Consider the following 19765-nt stretch of genomic DNA (forward strand, 5'->3'; position numbering starts at 1 on the left):
CCGGGCCTCCTGTCCGTCTGCGGTCCGGTCTACAGGCCGGACTCCTTCGTGCGGACCAGGATCGCCTCGCTGTCGGGGCAGAGCACGACGTCGTCGGGAGCGGCAGCCCGGACGCTCTGCAGGTCGGCACCGGTCAGGGTCACCCCGGACGCGGTCGACACCCCGCCCTGCAGCAGCGACGCGCCGAAGCCGTACCGGGCACGCTGGCGCTCGTACAGCGCGAGCAGGTCCTCGGGCACCTTCGCGGCGACGTCCGCGCGGGCCTGGGTGGCCGAGGACCGGTCGTTCTCGAGCCGGCCGATCTCGGTGTCGCGCTCGGCGACCAGGGCGCTGCGTGCGGCCTCGGCGTCGGCGAGCTTCGCCTCGATGTCACCGACGCGGGCACGGAACACGTCGAGCTGCTCCATCACCTCGAGCTCGGAGGTCTCCAGGTCCCCGATGCGCCGCTGGAGCGAGTCGAGCTCGCTCTGCAGCCCGGCCGAGTCCTTCGTGCTCGACGAGTTCGCGAGCAGGGTGGTGTCGCGGGTGACCCGGGCCTGTGCGGTCGCGGTGTCGGACTCGAGTCGGGCCAGATCGCGCTCGGCGTCCTCGACGTCCCCGGTGGCGGCGGCGAGTTCGCTGCGCAGCTTGGCGGCCGCGGTCCCGAGCTCGGTCAGGCGGTCGCCCTTCTGCAGCGAGCTGATGCGGTGCGCGATGCGGGTGATGTCGTTGTCGAGTCGCTGGACGTCGAGGAGGATGACCTGGTCCTCGGGTGCTGCCTTCATGGTCAGGCTCCTTCGTGCTGGTGCTCGGTGGTGGGGGTGGGCGCGCTCGGCAGGACCGCGAAGTCCCACGGGTCGGTGCGGAGGTCGCTCACGGTGACGCGGACCCCGGCGGCACGCCGGAGTTCGGCGGCGGCGACGTCGAGCCAGAGCCACTCGGTCGCCCAGTGCGACGTGTCGATGAGCGCGGGGCCGTCGGTCAGCATCGCCTGTTCGCGGAACTCGGACGCGGGGTGATGGCGCAGGTCGCTCGTGACGTAGACGTCCGCGTCCTGCACGAGGGGGTTGCCGAGGTACGAGTCCCCCGCACCCGCGCACAGGGCGACCGTCCGGACCGGGCGGTCGTACTCCCCCGACACCCGGACACCGCTGGCGGTCGCCGGCAGGACGTCGACGATGCGACGGGCCAGCGCACCGAGGGACATCGGCTCGGCGAGCACCCCGACACGGCCGATGCCGGAGTCGGCTGCGCCGCCAGCACTGGGTCCGAGTGGGCGCTGGTCGGTCAGGCCGAGGCGGTCGGCGAGGACGGCCGAGGTCCCCGTGGCGACGACGTCGGCGTTCGTGTGCGCGGCGACGAGGGCGCACCCGCCGCGGATGAGCGTGGCGAGGACCGAGCCCTTGTACGTGGACTCGGCGACGGTGGTCACGCCCCGCAGCAGGAGCGGGTGGTGCGTGAGCAGCAGGTCCGCGCCGAGCGAGACGGCTTCGCGCGCGGTGTCCGGCACGGCGTCGACGGCCAGGTGCACGTGCTCGACGGTGGCGTCGAGGTCACCGGAGACGAGCCCGACGGCGTCCCAGGACTCGGCGCCGGCGGCCGGCCACAGGGACTCGATCGTGGCCTGGAGATCGCGGAGCGTCGGCATCCCGACAGTCTACCGAGGGGCCGGAGCCGACCCGTGCCCGAGGGTCACCGGCGGCCGAGTAGGCGCAGGACGGCGGCGATCGTCCGGGACCACCAGCCGGGACGGACGGTGTCCGCCGCGGACTCGGGTCCGGCCTGGGCGGTGCGCTGCTCGAGGGACTCGGCGTGCTCCGCCGGGAACACGACCGGGGCGCCGGCCGTCTCCGCGCGGTGCGTCCGGAGGACGGCCGCGAACGCGTCGCGGTCGATCACCGTGGGACCGGTCGCGGGCTGGATGAGCGGGGTGGGTCGCGTGTTCGCGGAGACCGGCGACACGGCCTGGAGGCTCGGCACGAGTCGCGCGGGCTCGTCGCGGTCCGCAGCGTCGTCGTCCAGGGCGTCGGCTGCGGTGACCGAGACGGGCGCGGCGACCGCGGGCAGGACGAGCACGGGAGCGGTGCGCTCCGCGGTGGTGGCCTGCGGTGCAGTGACCTGCGCGACCGTGGTCGGCACGACGGTGACTGTCGCGGCGCGGCGGGCGACGGCACGCGCACGGCGCTCGGCCTCGTCGGCGGCGTCCGCGAGCAGGTCGGCGAACACCGACCGGGCGTAGTCCCGTGCGGCCTCGACCTCGGGGTCCTCGAGGTGGGCGACGGTCGCCTCCCACGCGGTCAGGCGGGCGAGGTCCTCGTCGCGACGGCGGACCTCGTCCTCGAGGACGACGATGCGCTCGATCGTGGGGCGGCCGCTCTGCGCGGAGACCTGGACGGCGAGTTCCTCGATGCGCAGCGCGAGGCGCTCGGGCGGCTCAGGGAACGACGGGGCGCAGACGGAGGCGTGTCGAGCGCGGTCGCGCGGGCGGCGGAAGGCCTGGTCGTCGCCGGACACGGAGTCGACGGCGGTCTCGAGCTCGACAGCCGACTCGGGCTCGACAGCGCTCTCGGGTTCGACGGCGGTCTCGGGTTCGACGGCGGTCTCGGGTTCGACGGCGGTCTCGGGCTCGACCACGGCTGCGGGCGCTTCCACGGCAGCGTCGTCGGCGGGGACCAGGTCCGGGCGGCGGACCGGGCCGGTGACGGGCGGGACGACGAGGTCCGAGACGTACGGCGTGCGGGTGGCCGGGACGTCGCGGAGCCACTCCTCGAGCTCGCGACCGAACGGGTCGACGAGCGGCGTACGTGCACCGGACTGGGTCTCCATGCCCCCATGATGGATATCGCGTTGCCGATCCCGCGGGACATCCGCGGTGTGTCGCGGCATCCGGTGGCATGTCGCGCCGAAGGTGAACGGCGTGTCGGCCATCTGCCCACGTGCCGGTTCAGCGTCGTGCAGCGAAGTCCTCGAGCAACCCTCGTCCGATCGGCCACGCTCCCACACCGCTGGCGACGTTGACGTGCCCGAACGCCCCCAGGCGGTGGACCTCGGCGCCCATCGCTGCACCCATCGACTCGGCACGCTCCCGCGAGCAGTACGGGTCGTCGTCGCTCACCACGAGCAGGCTCGGCGTCGCGACGGCGGTCTCCGGCAGGGTGAAGGTCCGGGCTGCCGCAGGGAACCCGGGCGCGTCGGGGTCGGGTGGGGCGACCAGGAACGCCCCCGCGACCCGGCCGTCGTCGTGCTCCACGAGCCACCGCCAGGCCGCGATGACCCCCAGGCTGTGCGCCACCAGCACGGGCGGCTCGTCCACCGCTGCGACGGCGCGGTCGATCGCGCGCGACCAGTCGGCCGGCTCCGGCGCGGACCACGACGTCGGGGCGATGCGGACCGCCTCCGGGCCGCGATCGTCCTGCCACCGGGACTGCCAGTGCTCGGGGTCGGAGTTCCAGATGCCGGGGACGATCACCCAGGGTCGAGGACGGCGCACGTCCCGAGCGTAGGGCGCGCGCACCGCGACCGGCGGTCAGTGCTGCAGCGTGTCCCGGGGGTACTCGCCGAACCGGGTGGCGTACGCCGCCGAGAACCGTCCGAGGTGCGCGAAGCCCCACTTCACCGCGACCGCGGCCACCGTGGTCTCGCGGACGGTCCCGTGACGGAGCTCCTCGCGGATGCGGTCGAGCCGGATGCCGCGCAGCATCGAGTTCGGCGCGGTGCCGACCTGCCGCTGGAACGCCTGCTGCAGGCCGCGCACGCTGAGCCCGACGTGCTCGGCGACGTCGGTCGTGGAGATCGGCGTGTGGGCGAAGGCGTGCATGTACTCGACGGCCTCGCGGACGCGCCCGGTCGCACCCTGGGGCAGGGCCACGTCGGCGGCGAGCAACCGGTGCGGGAACGTCCGCAACAGCGCGAGCGCGGTGGCTCGCGATGCCTCCGCCATGACGAGCGGCGACACGGCCCCTGCACCGAGCACGGTCGAGGCTGCGGCCTGGACCTGCCGGTTCCACGAGCGCAGGTCTTCGGGAGCGACAGGCTGGGCGTGGTCGAACACCAGGGGGCCGGGCTGAGCGCCGTGCAGCTCGGCCGCCATGCGCTCCAGGTAGGTGCGCTCGAACTGCACCAGGCTCTGTCGGACGTCGGCGAGCTCGAACTCGAATGGCCGGCCGGTCGGGAACATCATCGGCGTGCCGGGACCGAACGGCACCTCGTCGCGACCGATGTCAACGCGCCCACCGCCGTCGGCGAGCCACATCACGACGTACTCGCCCGACACTTCGACCTCGCCGCGCACGCGCGCGTCGAAGCGGGTCGAGCGGAACGACATCGTCTCGTCGCCCACCACGCGGAACCGGTACTGGAACTGCCGGTCGGTGCGCGCGGCCGTGAAGCCCGAGCCCTCGTAGGCGTCCTCGTACATCTGCATCGCCCCGTCGAGGTCGTCGCCCGACGTCTCGAAGGTCATCCGCGGATCGTGGTCGATGGTCACGGCCGCATCGTGGCACGCACCCCCGAGGCCATCGCAATCCACGGCGACGCTTCGCGGGTTCCGGCCGCCGCCGTGCGTTTACCGGACTGCCGGACCGGACCGCCGGGAACGGTCAGACCCGTCCGCGACGTAGGGTCCAGCGGTTGCGGTCGCCGTCCCGTTCGTAGTGCAGTTCGTCGACGACCATGCCGACCAGCGCGAGGCCGCGGCCGCTCTCGGCGGACGCGTCGGGCAGGGTCGCAGCCGACGGGTCGACGGACGCAGGCCGACCGTCGTCGGTGAGTTCGGCCTCCAGGTCGTGACCCGTGACCGCGAGCGACAGCGAACAGGCGACCCGCGACCCGCCCCCGGCGTGTTCGACCACGTTCGAGGCGAGCTCGACGACGGCGAGCTCGAAGGCCATGCGGTCCTCAAGGCCCACGGACGGCTCGGCGCCCCAGACCCCCGCGAGGAAGTCGTGGACACAGGTGACGTCGTCGGGCGGCGACGCGAAGTCCAGACGGTGGTCGGCCACGGCGGTGGTCATCCCCAGTTGGACACCGCGGCGTCCCCGTCCGGGTACGTCCGCAGGATCTTGTCGATGTTGGACAGCTTCAGCACCATGCTGACCTGCTCGGAGGGAGCGGCGATGCGCAGGTCGCCGCCGGCCTGGCGTGCGGTCTTCAGGCAGCCCACCAGCGCCCCGAGACCGGAGGAGTCCATGAAGTCGACGCCTGACAGCTCGACGACGAGCCGGTTGCGCCCGTCCCCGACCACCTTCGCGACGGCTTCGCGGAAGGCCGGCGCCGACACCATGTTGAGTCGGCCCGTGCACTCCAGCACGGCTGCGTCGGTCTGCGCCTCGTGTACGACGATGTCCATTCGAGATGTGCTCCTTGTGTCGGTCCGGGCTGCGCACCCGACACTATCGGTCACTGTCCGCCGGGCGTTCGACGTCGCCGCGACGGGCGTGCCGCGTCGCCAGCACCTGCACCACCACGGCGGCGGCCATGAGCGTCGCCATGACCGTGCCCATCGCCAACGCCGTACCGCCGAGCAGCCCCGCGAGCGGTGTCCCGAGTCCACCGAGCCCGAACGAGAGCCCACCCTGCAGCGCCGCGGCCGTGCCCGGGTGCGCGCTGCCGATGTGCTGGGTCCGCGTCATGGCCGCCGGCAGCACGAAGCCCCATGCTCCGGTCACGACGGCCAGGCAGCACCACACCGGCACCGGTCCGAGGCCGAGGAGCGCCGACGTCAGTACCCCGGCCGCCCCGAGCGTGCCGACGAGCAGGCCCGCCGTCAGCAGCGTGTCCTCGGAGAACCGCCCGACCACCCGACGGAACACCAGCGTCGTGACGATCATCATCGTCGCGTTCGTGGCGAACACGATCGTGTACAGCCCCTCGGAGAAGCCGAACTGGGTCTGGAACACGAACGAGCTCGTCGCGATGTAGGCGAAGAACCCGATCGTCGACAGCACCCCGGTCAGCAGGTAGGCCCGGAAGCGTGGGATGGCCGTGAGCTGCCGGATGCGCCGCCAGTTGGCGCCGAGTCCGATGCCGCCGCGCGACTCGGGCCGGAGCGTCTCGTGGAAGAAGGGCAGGACCAGCGCGAAGAACACCGCGCCGAGGACGGCGAGCACGACGAACATCACGCGCCAGCTCGCCACCGTCAGGACCGCTCCCCCGGCCAGCGGCGCGACGACGGGGCCGATCGCGTTGATCGCCGCGAGTGTGCCGAAGACCTTCGCCATGCGCGGTCCGTCGGTCACGTCGGACACCATCGCCCGCCCGGCGACCGCGGCCGCGGCACCCGCCAGGCCCTGTACCACTCGGGCGACCACGAGCGTCACCACGTCCGGCGCGAGCGCACAGCCGAGCGAAGCGAGCGCGAACAGTGCGGTCCCCGCGAGCAGCATCGGTCGGCGGCCGATCCCGTCGGAGACCGGCCCGGCCAGCAGCTGACCGACCGCGAAGGCGACGAGGAACGCGGTGAGCGACAGCTGCACGGCGCCGGGCGTGGTGCCGAGGTCACGGGCGATGGCCGGCAGCGCGGGGATGTACATGTCCGTCGCGAACGGCGAGACGCCGACGATCAGGGCGAGCGGCACGATCGGCGGCAGCGTCGTCTGGGTACGGGGTCCGGTCAGGCTGCGCTCCGTCGTCACCGAGGCAACGCTACGCGCTCCCGAATCGATTCGACAGGGTCGGGCTCGGCGAGGTTGGGCCGCGTCAGCGCGGCCCGCGGTCGCACGACACGCCGCTCAGGTCCGCCTGGGTTCCACGGATCGCCGGTCCTGGGGCTCGAGATGCCACGATCTCGGCACCGCGGCGTGCGGATCGGTGGCCGGACGGACGGGAGGTGGGCCCCACCAGCCGGTTCCGGCGCGTCGCGCCAGCGGCGCGACGGCCGTGCCTGGAGGGACGGTGCCAGCTGGCACCGGGCCTCCCGTCCGTCAGGGGGTCGCGCGGGCGTCAGCCCGTGTTCTGCAGGCCGGCGGCGATCCCGTTGACCGTGAGCAGCAGCAGACGGTGGTCGGCGTCCACCGGGTCGGTACTGCCGGACGTGCGGATCGCCCGCAGGGCCCGGAGCTGCAGGTGCGACAGGGCGTCGACGTAGGGGCTGCGGAGTCGCACGGCGCGGGCGAGCACCGGCCGGTCCTCGAGCACGTCGGCGCCGCCGGAGACCCGGAGCACCCACTCGCGGGTGCGCAGCATCTCCGTCATGACGGCAGCGGCCAGGTCGTCGCGGTCCGCGAGCTCGAGGTACCGACGGGCGATGTGCTCGTCGGTCTTCGCCAGGGACATCTCGACGTTCTTGATCATCGCGCCGAACAGCGGCCACTCGGCGAACGCGGTGCGCAGCAGCTCGACGTCGCCGACCGCCTCGAGTGCGGAGCCGAGGCCATACCAGCCGGCCAGGTTGATGCGCGCCTGCGTCCACGAGAACACCCACGGGATGGCGCGGAGGTCCTCGAGCGACTCGACGCTGAGCCCACGGCGGGCCGGACGGGAGCCGAGCGGCAGCAGCCCGATCTCCTCCATCGGGGTGACCCGGGCGAACCACGGCGCGAAGCCCTCGGCCTTGACCAGGCCGTAGAAGGCCTCACGCGAGACGTCGTCCAGCCGCTGCGCCAGGTCGGCGAAGCGGTCGGCCGCGGCGGCGGTCCGGGACTCGTTCGACGGCGACGAGGCGAACAGCGTGGCGGACGCCATCTGCTCGAGGTGTCGGGCCGCGATGTCCTGGTCGCCGTACTGCGCGAAGATGACCTCACCCTGCTCGGTGAGCTTGAGCCGGCCGTCGATCGACCCCGGCGGCTGGGCCAGGACGGCCTCGTTCGCCGGTCCACCACCGCGGCCGAGCGACCCGCCGCGACCGTGGAACAGGGTCAGCTCGACGTCGTTCTGCTCGGCCCAGCGGGCGATGCGTGCCTGGGCGTCGTAGAGCGCCAGGTTCGCAGACACCGGACCGACGTCCTTCGACGAGTCGGAGTAGCCGAGCATCACCTCGAGCTTGCGACCGGTCGCAGCGAGGCGTCGTTCGAACGGCGCGGTGCGGACCGCCTCGTCGAGGATGTCGACGCTGGCGTGCAGGTCGGCGAACGTCTCGAACAGCGGGATCACGTCGAGGACCGGGGCGTCCTGCTCGGAGCCGAGGGCGGCGACGGCGAGCTCGTGCACGTTCGCCAGGTCGGCGGCCGACTGCGTGAACGAGACGATGTACCGGTTCGAGGCCCGGACGCCGTACCGCCGCTGCAGGTCGGCGATGGTGCGGAACACCGCGAGGACCTCTTCGGTCGTCTCGCTCAGGTCGCCGCCCGCACGGATCTCGGCCAGGGCGGTGCGGTGCACCTGCGAGTGCTGCCGGACCTCGAGCTCGGCCAGGTGGAACCCGAAGGTCTCGACCTGCCAGATCAGGTTCTGCAGCTCGCCGTACGCGGGGCGCGTGGCGCCGGCCGCGACGAGCGAGGTCTGGATCGTCCGCAGGTCAGCGAGGAACGCCTCGGGGGCGTCGTACGCCAGCGGGCTGTCCCCGCGACGGGTCGCGTCGATCCGGGCGGCCGTGAACAGCAGCGCGCGACGGTGGGTCTCGTTCGGCGCGCGGATGCCGATGCGCTCGGCGATGTCCGGGTCGAGGGACTCCTGCGCGGCGACCAGCGCGGTGAGGCCGGCGTCCGCAGGGGTCTCGCTGGCGTCGAGCGTCAGGGTGCTGCCGATGCGGGTCGCCGCACGCGCCAGGCCGAGCAGGATGTGCTCGGCGGCGATCTCCGCGGCCTGCCGGGTGGTGTCGGCGGTCACGAACGGGTTGCCGTCGCGGTCACCGCCGATCCAGGTGCCGAACCGCACGAACGCCGGCGCCTGCACGGGGGCACTGCCCGCCGCGTCGCCGAGCAGCCGGTCGTCGAGCAGGCGGTACACCTGCGGCACGATCTCGAACAGCGTCTGGTCGAAGACGCTCATCGCGGTGCGGACCTCGTCGAGCGGGGTCGGACGGGTCGTGCGCAGCGGCGAGGTGCGCAGGAGGTTCGTGATCTCCTCGAGCAGCCGCCGCTCGTTCTCGGCCCGCGCGGTGGCGTTCTTCGCGCGGTCGCGCTCGTCGATCAGGTCGGTGATGCGCCGCACCGCCGTGGTCACCGCGCGTCGACGGGCCTCGGTCGGGTGGGCCGTGAGCACGGGGTGGAAGCGCAGGGCGTCGAGTCGCGCGGCGGCCTCGTCCGCGCCGACCTCGTCGACCAGCCGGGCGTAGGTCGCGGGGAACGAGTCGCCGGCCACGCCGCCGTCGTCCCCGCGCTGGCGCAGCACGCGGACGCGGTGGTGCTCCTCGGCCAGGTTCGTCAGGTGGAAGTAGGTCGTGAACGCGCGGGCGACCTCTTCGGCACGCTCGGGCGAGAGGTCCGCCACGAGGGCCTCGGCGCGGGCAGCGCCGTCGTCGTCGCTCCCCTCGTAGGCCGCGATGACCGCGGCACGCAGGGCTTCGACGTCCTGCAGCAGGTCGTCGCCGCCGCTCTCGCGCAGCACACGGCCGAGCAGGCTGCCGAGGTAGCGGACGTCGGCGCGCAGGTCGCTGTCGACTGCTCCGCTGACGTGGTCACGTGCGCTGCCGAAGCGCGTGGATCCGTCGATCGCCGTCATCGGGTCCTTCCGGGTGGGGTGGTCGTGTCGCCTGGGCCGATTGGGATACCACGGCCCGGACCCCAGCAGCGTACCGGCCGGAGCGCGACCGTGACGACGACCGTCCGGCCGGTCAGCCGTTGGCAGCAGGCTCAGGCGACCGAGGTCCGCCGCGCGTCGAGTTCGGCCAGCAGCCCGTCGTCCAACGCCGACGCCAGCTCGACCTCGGCCAACACGCGCTCGCGCTCGGCGTCGTCCCACGGCGCGGCGTCGAGCTGCTCGCGGTAGGTGTCCTCGAACGATGCCGGGTCCGCCAGCTGGTCGAAGATCCAGAACAGCACGCCGTTCGTGTCGAACCCGAACTGCTGGCTCAGCGTCGCGCTCATCGCCCGTCCGCCGGACAGGTCGCCGAGGTACCGCGTGTAGTGGTGCGCCACGAAGCCGCCGGGCCACTGCGCCGCGACCTCGTTGAGCCGTCGGACGTACGCGGTGGTGGCCGGGGTCGGGCAGACGAGCTCGGACCAGTCCGGCCCGACGAGGTACTCGAGGTCGGCACGGATCGCGGGCATCCGCGTGAGCTGCGAGGTCACGAACGGGCTGACGACCGGGTGGTCCGCCATCCGCTCGGCCGCTCGCTCGATGGCGTCGTACACGAAGGCGTACTGCCCGAGCAGGTCGGCGTAGTCGGCGACGTCGCAGTGGCCACCGCGCAGGGCGTCCAGGAAGTCGGTCCTGCCCGCGACCCCGTGGGTCCGGCGGGCACGGAGTCGGAGCAGCTCCGAGAACCGGGTGACCGATGCGTCCATGAGGTGAGGCTAACCTCACCTGAGCCGCTGTGCACCAGGAATCGCCGAGACCGGTCGGTCCGCGGTCAGGTCACAGCTGCCACCGAACCGACGAGAGGAAGCTCCCCCACGATGAGCCCGAAGAACCGCACCCAGCACGTGTTCGTCGTCGACCGGACCGAACAGGTCTCGCCGCACATGGTGCGGGTGCACCTGGGCGGACCCGCCTTCGCCGCGTTCGTCGAGGGCGCTGACCCCGACGCGCTGGCCGCGACCGACCACTACGTCAAGCTCCTGCTCGCTCGGCGCGAGCTCGGCCTCGTGCCGCCCTACGACCTCGACGCGCTGCGCGAGACGCTGCCGAAGGCCGACCGCCCGGCGCGTCGGACGTACACGGTGCGGTCGATCGACCACGACGCCCAGACCATCGCGATCGACTTCGTCGTGCACGGCGACGAGGGGCTGGCCGGACCGTGGGCCGCTGCCGCACAGCCCGGAGACCTGCTCGCCCTGTCCGGACCCGGCGGCGGGTACGCCCCGAGCACCGATCCGGACGTCGACCACCTGCTGCTCGGCGACGACAGCGCCCTGCCCGCGATCGCGTCCGCACTCCAGGAGATGGACGCCACCGCCACGGGCGTCGCCCTGGTCGAGGTCGCCGGCCCCGACGACGAACAGGACCTGGCCCACCCGGCCGGCGTCGACCTGCAGTGGCTGCACCGCGACGCCACCGGCGCCGAGCCGGGCACGCTCCTGCTGGACGCGACCCGCGAGCTGCCCCGTGCCTCCCGTCCGGTGCGCGTCTTCGCGCACGGCGAGCGGACTGCGATCAAGGCGATCCGTCGCCTGCTGCAGGACGAGTGGGGTGTCGCGAAGGCGGACATGTCGCTGTCGGCGTACTGGGCGCTCGGCCGCGCCGAGGACCGGTTCCAGGAGGAGAAGCGGGAGCCGGTGGGCGCGATCTTCGACTGACGTCGGACGGGAGGCCCGGTGCGCGTCGGACGTCGGCACTAGCGTTCCGCGCATGGTCGACTCCTGCTGCGTGCCCGGCTGCGTGGATCCGCTCGCGTCGGGCGCGCCGGTCCCGCTGTGCGAGGGGCACGTGGTGCTCGTGCACGACTTCGCCGAGGACCGCCGGGGCGTCGAGGACACGCTGCCCGGCCCGTGTCTGGTGTGCGGGTGCCGGATCGGGGTGCGCTTCGCCTCGGGGACGGTGTGCGCGGTGTGCGAGTGGCCCTGGGGCGACGTTCCCGACAGTGACCTCGCTCCCCCGCGGCTCGACGTCGTGTACTACCTGCGGCAGCGCGACGACCTCGGCGACCGCGTGAAGATCGGCACCACGACGAATCCGCGGCAGCGGCTCGCCCGGATCCCGCACCAGGACCTGCTGGCGTTCGAGCGGGGGGACCGTGTGCTGGAGCGGCGGCGGCACGCGCAGTTCGCGGCGTCGCGGTACCCCGGCACGGAGTGGTTCCGCGCGACGCCGGAGCTGCTGGGGCACGTGCGGATCGTGGCGGCCGGGGTGTCGGACCCGTGGTCGTTGCACGCGCGGTGGCTCAGCGAGGCGCTCGCGCTGCGCGGGTGAGGGGTGCGCGTGCGGCGGCGGCGCGGGTGCGGCGGCGCGGGTGCGGCGGCGCGGTTTCGGCGGCGCGCGGTTTCGGCACCGTGCGAGGTTCGCGCCCGGTGCGAGGTTGATCGCCTCGTGCGGCGCAACGAGCTCGCACGGGGCGATCAGGGTCGCGCGCAGACGTGACCTCGCACGGTGCGGAGCGGCGCTGACCTCGCACCGTGCGACCATCGCGGTGCTCAGCGGGCGTACGCGTCGACGAACAGGTCACCGCGGATGTCGCGCAGGGTGTCGACGAGCCGGTCCACCGTGCGGCCGGAGACGCCCGACACCTGCAGGTCGTACGGGCCGAGCGCGGGCAGGCGACCGGTGCGGATGCGGACGACCTCCCACCCGACGCCGCGGAGTGCCCGGTCCTTGCGCCGGTCCGACTCCTCGCGCGACCCCACGTGCTCGAGGCCGTGCCGCCCGGTGGAGTCGTACTCGATCGCGACCTGCAGCTCGGGCAGGATGATGTCCGGCCAGGCCTCGACGTGGTCGTGGAACGGCTTGTCGAGCCGGATCGCGTTCTGCGTGAACGTGAAGTCGAACCGGTCGGACAACGCCTGGCGCAGTTCGGCCTCGACCGCCGAGGCCGTGGCCGGCGCGCACACGCTGACGAACGCCTGACCCGAGGGCACCCGCGGCGTCTTGCGGCAGACCTCGCGCGCGGCGGCGCTCGGACGCCGCGCTCCCCCTCGACGGCCCCCGGGTCGTGCGGCGCGGGTCGAGGCGACGGCACCGGTGGGGACGGCACCCGGCGGGACGACACCCGCACGAGCGGCGGCGGCGGCGGGGACGACGCCGTCGGGGACGTCGCCCGGGGTGCGGGACCGGCCGGCCGCGGGCAGGGTCTGTCGCCCGGCCACCCGGACCGCGCGCTGGGGTGCGGGGACCTGCGTCGGCCACTCGGCGGGCAGGACCGGCCAGCGCTGGGGCTTCGCCATCACCGTGCACTCCGGGCACCACACCGACCGCCGACGTTCGCGCCCGGGTCGGTTCCGCTGTTCAGCGGGCGTCGCAACGAACACGTGCCCCACGTCGCACTCCCACGTCAGCAGGACCTCGGCCGCCGGGGGCACCTGCGTCAGGACGATGCCGGCGTTCCACTCAGGGTGGTACTGCCGGATGAGCACCGGGAACGAGGCCCATGCGTCCCGGAACTGCCCCACGGCGTACGGCATCGGCACGCCGCGCGAGAACTGCCGGCGGCGCCACCACGCATCGACTGGCTCGACCACGAGCGTCACGGTAGGAGGAGCCACCGACAGCCGCGGCCGGCACGCAGCGGGCGGCGTCAGTCGCGGGGCGGTGTGACGATCGTGAAGCGCTCGGGACCGGCGGTGGAGCCGTCCTCGAGCACGCGGATCCCCGACTCCTGGCAGGCGGTGACCCCGTCGCGGTGCACCCGCTCGGGACGCGGGCGGCGCGGCACCCCGGCGTCGCCGAACACCGCCCACGCGTTCGCCGCCGCAGCGCTGGTGAACCGGGTGCTGTACCGGACGCCGGCGAACCCTGCGCCGTCGAACGCCCGCGCCCAGGCCTGCGGCACCCGGTAGTCGACCATCGTCTGCAGCTCGGCGCCGACCCCGTGCTGGACGGCCTCTGGTGCCGTGACGTCGGCGAACCGTCGACCGCGGGACGCCCGGGCGGCGACGACGACCATCTCGCGGGCGCGGCCGACGAAGACGGTGTTCGTGTGCAGCGTGTGGTGGGCCAGCCGCTCGCGCACCGCGACCTCGACGGAGTCCGCCCAGTAGCAGGTGCCCCGCGGTGACGCGAGGTCGAACCGGCCGCCGTCCACACCGTCGGCGTCCGCGGGGGTGGACGCGAACCACCAGGCGCCGCGGTCGTGACGCTTCGCGCGGTAGAACGTCGTGCCGCGGGACTCCACCGCCGGGAACCCGCTCAGGTCCGCCCCGTCCGCCGGTGCGTGCTGCGCGACCTCGGTGCGACGCTGGGTCACGCGTCCGCCAGCCAGGCACGCTCCGCACGACGAGCCGCCCGCAGGACGACGTCGTGCCGACCGTCGCGGAGCGCCTGCGCAGCGGTGGTGCCGCCGAACGCATCCGCGACGGTGTTGAGCCAGAGCGCGCTGCCCCACGGATCGATCCGGTCCGGGTCGAGCAGCATCAGGACCTCGCGCAGTCGCGGCAAGGGTGCGCCCGACGGCCCGAACTGGAACGACGGGAAGATCCGGCTGCCGTCGCCGATCTTGAGCCCCAGCAGGTCGCCCTTCGTGCTCGCCTTGCTGATCGCCTGCCGTGTCACACCGCGCCAGCTCGCCAACGAGGCCGCGTCGTAGAAGGGGCCGATGAGCGCGTCCGACTCGTGCTTGACGGCGGGCAGCGCTGCCACCATGCGGTCGGCCAGCACGCCGACGTCACCGACCGCGGCCAGGGCGTCGTCGTAGCGTCCGTCGCGGAGCCGGTCCTGGATCGCAGCGAGGAGTGCCGCTTCCGCCGTGCCGGTCACCGCGCGTTGTGTCGTGGCCATCGAGTCCGCCTTCCCTGCAACCGTGTCAACCGATCCTACGACCGTACCGTCAACCACGTCAACCATCCGTCGCGCATGACATACCCTGGTGGGGTACCGGTCCACAGGAGGTCTCATGACCGATCACGAGCACGGCTACATCTCGTCGAAGGACGCGTACCTCAAGCGGCTCCGGCGCATCGAGGGACAGGCCCGCGGACTGCAGCGCATGGTCGAGGACGAGCAGTACTGCATCGACATCCTGACCCAGGTGTCCGCCATGACGAAGGCCCTGCAGTCGGTCGCGCTCGGACTGGTCGAGGACCACCTGCGGCACTGCGTCGCCGATGCCGTCGCGGACGGTGGGGACCCGGAGGCGAAGATCGCCGAGGCGTCGGCAGCGATCGCGCGGCTCGTCCGGTCCTGACACGACGACGGGCTGCGGCCACTGCCGGATCGGCTGGCGCCGCAACCGACACCGACACCGACACCACCAGCACAGCCCGGTCAGCGGTCGCGTCATCACCAGCGGATCCGCGCGAACTCCGCCCACAGCCGTCGGGCCCTCCCGGGGTTGACCTGCTCGACCCATCCGATCCGGCCGAGCAGGTGTGCACGGAAGTCGGCGTGGTCGCCGCGGTCCTGCGACGACGGCCCGTGCTCGACGCAGTTGTGCAGGACCGCGTGCAGGCGGTCGACCTCGCGCCGACCCGGAGACGTCCGCTCGTTCACGACGACGCCCGTCACCGACTGCCGCACCCCGGCGCGACGGACCCGGGTCTTGCGGCGGTTCAGCGTGTGGCCCTGCTCCGTGACGATCCGGTCGACCCCGCGCAGGAACGCCTCGGGGCGGGCGGCCAGGGCATCACCCCCGCTGAACGTCAGGTCGTCGGCGTACCGCGTGTAGGTGCCGCCCACGGCTGCGGCCCAGCCGGCCAGGCGGGCGTCGAGGTGCCGCAACGACAGGTTCGCAAGCGCTGGGGACGTCGGAGCCCCCTGCGGCAGGTGTGGGGCAGCGAGTGCCCGACGGAGCGCGGCCCGCTCGTCCGGGTCTCCACCGGGCGGCATCGCCGTCAGCACGTGTGGCGGGACCCGGTGCGTGCACAGGCCGGTGAGGACCTGCGCGAGGGGCTCGGCGAACCCGGCCGAGCGGAACACGCCGAAGACCGTCGGAGACTTCACGCTCGCGAAGAACGAGGTCAGGTCGGCCGAGAGCACCACGGGCCTGCCGACGTGCTCGGCCGCGCCGGAGACCACGCTGCGCCCGGCAACGAACCCGTGCGCTGCATCGTGCACGGGCAGCACCGCGAGCAGGTCGTCGAGGACGGTGCGCTGCGTGCGCTTGAGCATCGCGTACGGCTTCTCGAGCAGGCGCGGGGTCCGTCCCGGCCGCTGCAGCCACTCGTGGCGGTGGTGGTGCAACGGACTCGTCGGACCCGGGCCGCGGTTCCAGCCCCGCGTGTCGGCCAGCCACAGCAGCCGCCCGACGGTCAGGTCGAGCTCGCGGGCGAGTTCGGGCAGCGTGTCGACGAGCAGCCGGCTGGCGACGGTCGGATGCGCCTGCACCGGGGCAGCCCGTCGCAGCAGGACCCGCACGGGCCGCAGCGGCTCGCGCGCCTCGTGCAGCCGGACCAGTCGCGGCGCGCCCGCGAGGACCGCGGCCAGTTGCCGCGGGGCGTCCACCGGCGGTCTCGGGTACGCGTCGAGGGCGACGCCGACGGCCACCCCGACGTAGGTCCGCTCCACGCCGAGCACGTCGTAGCCCACGGCGGTCAGCCCGTCGCGCTCCCACCGTGCGGCGGTCAGGAACGCGTCGGCGAGGGCGCCCGCGACGACGTCGATCGGCGTGTGCGTGGAGTTCCCGGGAGACCTGTCAGTGCTTCCGTGAGGGCGAGTGCGCGGAGCGCGCCGTGCCTCTCGGGGCGTGTGGTCCTGCTGGTACTGCGTGCCCCGGGGTGACCCCGGAGAGGTCGGCGCGTCACGCGCGCCGTCCGCCTCCCCCGGGAACCCCACGGCGACACCCTACGACGTCCGTCGGGGTCCGTCGGGGTCCGCCGGGGTACGGTCGGTCTCGATGAGCATCGCCGACCTGACCGAACCGTTCGCCGGCCAGGGGTGGGTGCAGATCGGCGAGGTCCTGCTCGCCTTCCTGCTCGCGTCCCTGATCGGCCTCGAGCGGCAGGTGCGGTCGAAGAGCGCCGGGATCCGGACGCAGACGATCGTGGGGACCGCGGCAGCGCTCATGCTCCTGGTCAGCAAGTACGGCTTCGGGGACGTCCTCGTGGCAGGACACGTCGTGCTCGACCCGTCCCGTGTTGCGGCGCAGGTCGTCTCCGGTGTCGGCTTCCTCGGCGCGGGACTCATCCTCACCCGACGCGGTACCGTGCGGGGGCTGACGACGGCCGCCTCGGTGTGGGAGACCGCGGCCATCGGCATGGCCGCCGGGGCCGGTCTCTGGGTGCTCGCGCTCGTCGTCACCGCTCTGCACTTCGTGGTGGTCTTCGGGTACACCGCGCTCATCCGGGCGCTCCCGCACGCGGCGGACACGTCGCTGACGCTCGAGGTCGTCTACGACGCCGGGCACGGCGTGCTCCCGAGGGTGCTCAGCGTCCTGACGTCCACGGGGTGGCGTCTGGGTCGCCTGGTCCAGCAGGACAGCGAGCGGGAGGGGACCACGGTCGTGCGGCTCGAGGTGACCGGTTCCCGGGAGACTGCGGTGTTGCTCGCACAGATCAGCGAAGTGGCCGGCGTGCGGACGGTGGACCCCGCGGTCGCCGACGAACTGGAGTGACCGCCTCTGCCATGCTCGGTGGATGGTCTCGTACTTCCTGACCCACGCCGAGGTGGTCGTCGACCCGGTCGCACCCATCGAGTCCTGGGGACTCTCTCCTGCCGGGCGGGCCCGAGCGACCCGTGCGCACGTGTCCTCGTGGGACCCCGGCGTCACGCGCATCGTGTCGAGCACGGAGCAGAAGGCCGTGGAGACCGCCGCGCTCGTCGGCGGTGCGGTGGGCATCGCGCCGGAGACCGACGCACGGCTCGGCGAGATCGACCGCAGCGCCACCGGCTACCTGCCGCCGGACGTGTTCGAGCCCGTCGTCGACGCCTTCTTCGCCCGGCCCGACACGTCGGTCCGCGGATGGGAGCGCGCCGTCGACGCGCAGGCCCGCATCGTCGCGGCCGTCCGCCGGCTGACAGCGGACGGTGACGCCACGATCGTGGCGCACGGCGCGGTCGGAGCGCTGCTGCTCGCCGACCTGCGCGCGGTGCCGATCAGCCGCGCACTCGACCAACCCGGCATGGGCAGCGTCTTCACGTTCGACCCGCCCACGTGGCAGGCCCGTTCCGGTTGGTCCCGGATCGAGCCCTGACCGACGCGTCCGCCAGGATGGCCCCATGGTCAGTGCAGTCCGTCTCATCCGTTCCGCATCGCTCAGCTCGATCGCAGAGTACGCGTACGCCGCGACCGCACCCGCCGACGCACGACTCGTGTTCCTGGCCGGGTCGTGCCCGCTGGACGCAGCCGGACGCACCATCGCGGTCGGCGACCATGCGGGACAGGCAGCGGCGTGCATCGCGAACCTGCGGCAGGCGCTGTCCGACGCGGGCGCCACACTCGAGGACGTCGTGTCGACGCGGGTGTTGGTCGCGTCCTCGCGGCAGGCCGACCTGATCGCCGCGTGGCAGGTCGTGCGGGACGCGTTCGGCGACCACGACGCACCGAGCACGTTGCTCGGCGTCACGGTGCTCGGCTACGACGACCAGCTGGTCGAGATCGAGGCAGTCGCCGCCGTCGTCGACTGACGTGGTTGCGGACGGGAGGCGCGTGGCGGGACCGCCCCGCGCCTCCCGTCCGACACGACCGCTGTCGTACGACAGCGACCCTGTCGCGCGAGCCGCGGCCTGGTCGGCGCGCGACAAGACCGATGTCGTACGACTTCGGGGATGTCGCTGCGTCAGCGGCGTCGCGCCAGGACCAGACCCGCGACCGCCGCCGCGGCGCCCGCCCAGACCAGCGGGCGCGTGATGCGCCGACGCTTGGCGACCCACCCGCCGTCCGTGGCGTTGCCCGCGTCGGCGGGGGTGAACAGGTTGCCGTCGGTGGGTTCCTGGTGGCCGCGGAGCGCGAAGGTCTCGACCATCGGTCCCGTGATCCGGTGGAAGAGGCCGGGGAACACGTACTGCAGCGGGACGAGCGACGCCTGGATGCGGCCGACGAACCGGTAGCGCTTGGGGTGCAGCGCCGCGGTCACGACCGCCTTGCCGGCGCGCTCGACGGACACGGTCGGCGGCAGCGGGTGCGAGGCCTTGTCGGTGTAGTTGGCGCCGTTCTGGTAGATCGGCGTGTCGATCGTCGACGGCATCAGCGTGGTGAAGTGGATGTCCGTGTGTGCGAACTCGTCGCCGAGCACGTCGACGAGCCCGAGTGCGGCGTGCTTGCTCGTGACGTACGCCGACTGGTACGGCGCGGACAGCAGCGACTGGATGCTGCCGACGAGCACGTAGGTGCCTCGCCCCCGTTGCTTCCAGTGCGGCAGCAGGTGGGTGATGGCGTACAGGTGGCCGTAGAGGTTCGTGTCGACGACGCGCTTGAACGAGTCGGTCGGTGTCTGCTCGAACAGGCCGTAGATGAACAGCGCCGCGTTCCCGACGAACACGTCGATGTGCCCGAACCGTGTGGTGACGGTGCTGATGAGGTCCGCGACCTGGTGCTCGTCACCGACGTCGGTCGGGATCGCGACGGCCTCGGCGCCGAGCTGCCGGCACTCCTCGGCGGCGGCCTCGAGGCTGTCGTGGCTGCGTGCGGCGAGCACCACCGTCGCGCCGCGCCGGGCGAACTCGTGGGCGGCCGCGCGGCCGATGCCGCTCGACGCTCCGGTGATGACGACGACCTGACCGCGGAACCGTTTCGACATGCCTCCTGGCTACGCGAGCGGCGCTGACCGCATGCCCAGTCCTGGGGTGCGCGCGCACGGTCGAAGCCGGTCGGCGCGAGCGCTGGCCGGGTGGGGATGCCGCGTGCGACGATGACGACATGACCGAGCGCGAGAGCACCAGCGACGGGCTGTCCCTCGACGAGGCCCGGGCGATCGCCGAGCACGCGCGCGAGGGCCGCCTCGAGCTCGACGACCCCGAGATCCGACGCCTCGTGGGTGAGGCGAACCGGATGCTGGTCCGCACGCAGATGTGGGGCGAGACCCCGCCGACACCCAGGCGCCGGTGGAAGCGCCGGATGCTCGCGTTCGGCGCGGCCGGCATCGTGCTCGTCTGGGTGATCGGGCTGCTCGGACCGCTGCTGCTGCGCATCGGGAGCGAGTAGCCCCGGTACGCCCAGCGCCGGACC

At 73.2% G+C, this 19765-nt stretch carries 22 protein-coding genes; 7 read left to right on the forward strand and 15 right to left on the reverse strand.

Annotation, left to right across the window (positions count from 1 at the left end; genetic code table 11):
• Positions 1-29 precede the first annotated feature (29 nt).
• The 10 genes from BIU90_RS15010 to BIU90_RS15055 all read right to left on the reverse strand — a co-directional run bounded on the left by BIU90_RS15010 (position 30) and on the right by BIU90_RS15055 (position 10361).
• Complete coding sequence (locus BIU90_RS15010) at positions 30-764, reverse strand: zinc ribbon domain-containing protein (protein WP_071300952.1); 735 nt, start codon at positions 762-764, stop codon at positions 30-32.
• A gap of 2 nt (positions 765-766) precedes the next feature.
• Entirely contained in the window at positions 767-1627 is an 861-nt protein-coding gene (locus BIU90_RS15015; RefSeq protein ID WP_071300953.1) for a Nif3-like dinuclear metal center hexameric protein, read from the reverse strand.
• A gap of 44 nt (positions 1628-1671) precedes the next feature.
• A complete protein-coding gene (locus tag BIU90_RS18420; RefSeq protein WP_071300954.1) occupies positions 1672-2805 on the reverse strand; it encodes a hypothetical protein in 1134 nt (377 codons plus the stop codon).
• A 118-nt stretch (positions 2806-2923) separates the two neighbouring features.
• The gene (locus tag BIU90_RS15025; RefSeq protein ID WP_071301077.1) at positions 2924-3469 is read right to left on the reverse strand and encodes an alpha/beta hydrolase; all 546 of its coding nucleotides are present in this window, start codon (positions 3467-3469) and stop codon (positions 2924-2926) included.
• A gap of 36 nt (positions 3470-3505) precedes the next feature.
• Positions 3506-4465: an AraC family transcriptional regulator gene (locus BIU90_RS15030; protein WP_071300955.1), complete on the reverse strand. Its 960-nt coding sequence runs from the start codon at positions 4463-4465 to the stop codon at positions 3506-3508.
• A gap of 112 nt (positions 4466-4577) precedes the next feature.
• Complete coding sequence (locus BIU90_RS15035; protein WP_071300956.1) at positions 4578-4991, reverse strand: ATP-binding protein; 414 nt, start codon at positions 4989-4991, stop codon at positions 4578-4580.
• Positions 4988-5326 (reverse strand): STAS domain-containing protein, encoded by a 339-nt coding sequence (locus tag BIU90_RS15040; RefSeq protein WP_071300957.1) that lies wholly within the window; start codon positions 5324-5326, stop codon positions 4988-4990. The genes BIU90_RS15035 and BIU90_RS15040 overlap by 4 nt, the downstream gene beginning before the upstream one ends.
• A 43-nt stretch (positions 5327-5369) precedes the next feature.
• Positions 5370-6611 carry a multidrug effflux MFS transporter gene (locus BIU90_RS15045; protein WP_071300958.1) on the reverse strand — a complete coding sequence of 414 codons (1242 nt, stop codon included), beginning with the start codon at positions 6609-6611 and terminating at the stop codon, positions 5370-5372.
• A gap of 307 nt (positions 6612-6918) precedes the next feature.
• Positions 6919-9576 carry a phosphoenolpyruvate carboxylase gene (locus BIU90_RS15050; RefSeq protein ID WP_071300959.1) on the reverse strand — a complete coding sequence of 886 codons (2658 nt, stop codon included), beginning with the start codon at positions 9574-9576 and terminating at the stop codon, positions 6919-6921.
• 131 nt (positions 9577-9707) lie between these two features.
• The gene (locus tag BIU90_RS15055; RefSeq protein ID WP_071300960.1) at positions 9708-10361 is read right to left on the reverse strand and encodes a heme oxygenase (biliverdin-producing); all 654 of its coding nucleotides are present in this window, start codon (positions 10359-10361) and stop codon (positions 9708-9710) included.
• Between the two features lie 111 nt (positions 10362-10472).
• Between BIU90_RS15055 and BIU90_RS15060 the strand changes: the two genes are divergently transcribed.
• The gene (locus tag BIU90_RS15060; RefSeq protein WP_071300961.1) at positions 10473-11312 is read left to right on the forward strand and encodes a siderophore-interacting protein; all 840 of its coding nucleotides are present in this window, start codon (positions 10473-10475) and stop codon (positions 11310-11312) included.
• A gap of 52 nt (positions 11313-11364) precedes the next feature.
• Complete coding sequence (locus BIU90_RS15065) at positions 11365-11925, forward strand: GIY-YIG nuclease family protein (RefSeq protein WP_071300962.1); 561 nt, start codon at positions 11365-11367, stop codon at positions 11923-11925.
• A gap of 221 nt (positions 11926-12146) precedes the next feature.
• On the opposite strand, the gene BIU90_RS15070 is transcribed toward BIU90_RS15065, so the two are convergent.
• From BIU90_RS15070 to BIU90_RS18795, 3 genes are read right to left on the reverse strand one after another with little or no spacing between them, the layout of a single operon-like run.
• Positions 12147-13187 (reverse strand): zinc-ribbon domain-containing protein, encoded by a 1041-nt coding sequence (locus BIU90_RS15070; protein WP_071301078.1) that lies wholly within the window; start codon positions 13185-13187, stop codon positions 12147-12149.
• Positions 13188-13243: 56 nt separating this feature from the next.
• Positions 13244-13912, reverse strand: a complete 669-nt coding sequence (locus BIU90_RS18425; RefSeq protein WP_071300963.1) for an RES family NAD+ phosphorylase — start codon at positions 13910-13912, stop codon at positions 13244-13246.
• Positions 13909-14442 (reverse strand): hypothetical protein, encoded by a 534-nt coding sequence (locus BIU90_RS18795; protein WP_175470227.1) that lies wholly within the window; start codon positions 14440-14442, stop codon positions 13909-13911. Before BIU90_RS18795 ends, BIU90_RS18425 begins: the two co-directional genes overlap by 4 nt.
• A 115-nt stretch (positions 14443-14557) precedes the next feature.
• Between BIU90_RS18795 and BIU90_RS15085 the strand changes: the two genes are divergently transcribed.
• Positions 14558-14848 carry a metal-sensitive transcriptional regulator gene (locus BIU90_RS15085; protein ID WP_071300965.1) on the forward strand — a complete coding sequence of 97 codons (291 nt, stop codon included), beginning with the start codon at positions 14558-14560 and terminating at the stop codon, positions 14846-14848.
• Between the two features lie 95 nt (positions 14849-14943).
• Here the strand turns inward: BIU90_RS15085 and BIU90_RS15090 are convergent, their stop codons facing one another.
• On the reverse strand, positions 14944-16434 hold the full coding sequence (locus BIU90_RS15090) for a reverse transcriptase family protein (protein ID WP_083403987.1): 1491 nt from the start codon (positions 16432-16434) through the stop codon (positions 14944-14946).
• A 61-nt stretch (positions 16435-16495) separates the two neighbouring features.
• Between BIU90_RS15090 and BIU90_RS15095 the strand changes: the two genes are divergently transcribed.
• From BIU90_RS15095 to BIU90_RS15105, 3 genes are read left to right on the forward strand one after another with little or no spacing between them, the layout of a single operon-like run.
• Positions 16496-17212 (forward strand): MgtC/SapB family protein, encoded by a 717-nt coding sequence (locus BIU90_RS15095; protein WP_071300966.1) that lies wholly within the window; start codon positions 16496-16498, stop codon positions 17210-17212.
• A gap of 22 nt (positions 17213-17234) precedes the next feature.
• Positions 17235-17792, forward strand: a complete 558-nt coding sequence (locus BIU90_RS15100) for a histidine phosphatase family protein (protein ID WP_071300967.1) — start codon at positions 17235-17237, stop codon at positions 17790-17792.
• Positions 17793-17817: 25 nt separating this feature from the next.
• Positions 17818-18225 (forward strand): RidA family protein, encoded by a 408-nt coding sequence (locus BIU90_RS15105; RefSeq protein WP_071300968.1) that lies wholly within the window; start codon positions 17818-17820, stop codon positions 18223-18225.
• Positions 18226-18377: 152 nt separating this feature from the next.
• On the opposite strand, the gene BIU90_RS15110 is transcribed toward BIU90_RS15105, so the two are convergent.
• Positions 18378-19337 (reverse strand): SDR family oxidoreductase, encoded by a 960-nt coding sequence (locus BIU90_RS15110; protein ID WP_071300969.1) that lies wholly within the window; start codon positions 19335-19337, stop codon positions 18378-18380.
• A 119-nt stretch (positions 19338-19456) separates the two neighbouring features.
• On the opposite strand from BIU90_RS15110, the gene BIU90_RS15115 reads away from it, so the two are divergent.
• Positions 19457-19741 carry a hypothetical protein gene (locus tag BIU90_RS15115; protein ID WP_071300970.1) on the forward strand — a complete coding sequence of 95 codons (285 nt, stop codon included), beginning with the start codon at positions 19457-19459 and terminating at the stop codon, positions 19739-19741.
• The last annotated feature ends 24 nt before the right edge of the window (positions 19742-19765 follow it).

Source organism: Curtobacterium sp. MCBA15_001 (assembly GCF_001864835.1).
GTDB lineage: Bacteria > Actinomycetota > Actinomycetes > Actinomycetales > Microbacteriaceae > Curtobacterium.

Excerpts from the sequence above, each read along its gene's own strand:
- BIU90_RS15040 (WP_071300957.1), bottom strand. The coding sequence starts at position 5,326 with ATGGACATCGTCGTACACGAGGCGCAGACCGACGCAGCCGTGCTGGAG.
- BIU90_RS15060 (WP_071300961.1), top strand. The coding sequence starts at position 10,473 with ATGAGCCCGAAGAACCGCACCCAGCACGTGTTCGTCGTCGACCGGACC.
- BIU90_RS15105 (WP_071300968.1), top strand. The coding sequence starts at position 17,818 with ATGGTCAGTGCAGTCCGTCTCATCCGTTCCGCATCGCTCAGCTCGATC.
- BIU90_RS15055 (WP_071300960.1), bottom strand. The coding sequence starts at position 10,361 with ATGGACGCATCGGTCACCCGGTTCTCGGAGCTGCTCCGACTCCGTGCC.
- BIU90_RS15095 (WP_071300966.1), top strand. The coding sequence starts at position 16,496 with ATGAGCATCGCCGACCTGACCGAACCGTTCGCCGGCCAGGGGTGGGTG.
- BIU90_RS15110 (WP_071300969.1), bottom strand. The coding sequence starts at position 19,337 with ATGTCGAAACGGTTCCGCGGTCAGGTCGTCGTCATCACCGGAGCGTCG.
- BIU90_RS15115 (WP_071300970.1), top strand. The coding sequence starts at position 19,457 with ATGACCGAGCGCGAGAGCACCAGCGACGGGCTGTCCCTCGACGAGGCC.
- BIU90_RS15035 (WP_071300956.1), bottom strand. The coding sequence starts at position 4,991 with ATGACCACCGCCGTGGCCGACCACCGTCTGGACTTCGCGTCGCCGCCC.
- BIU90_RS15010 (WP_071300952.1), bottom strand. The coding sequence starts at position 764 with ATGAAGGCAGCACCCGAGGACCAGGTCATCCTCCTCGACGTCCAGCGA.
- BIU90_RS18420 (WP_071300954.1), bottom strand. The coding sequence starts at position 2,805 with ATGGAGACCCAGTCCGGTGCACGTACGCCGCTCGTCGACCCGTTCGGT.
- BIU90_RS15065 (WP_071300962.1), top strand. The coding sequence starts at position 11,365 with ATGGTCGACTCCTGCTGCGTGCCCGGCTGCGTGGATCCGCTCGCGTCG.
- BIU90_RS18795 (WP_175470227.1), bottom strand. The coding sequence starts at position 14,442 with ATGGCCACGACACAACGCGCGGTGACCGGCACGGCGGAAGCGGCACTC.
- BIU90_RS15015 (WP_071300953.1), bottom strand. The coding sequence starts at position 1,627 with ATGCCGACGCTCCGCGATCTCCAGGCCACGATCGAGTCCCTGTGGCCG.
- BIU90_RS15085 (WP_071300965.1), top strand. The coding sequence starts at position 14,558 with ATGACCGATCACGAGCACGGCTACATCTCGTCGAAGGACGCGTACCTC.
- BIU90_RS15050 (WP_071300959.1), bottom strand. The coding sequence starts at position 9,576 with ATGACGGCGATCGACGGATCCACGCGCTTCGGCAGCGCACGTGACCAC.
- BIU90_RS15100 (WP_071300967.1), top strand. The coding sequence starts at position 17,235 with ATGGTCTCGTACTTCCTGACCCACGCCGAGGTGGTCGTCGACCCGGTC.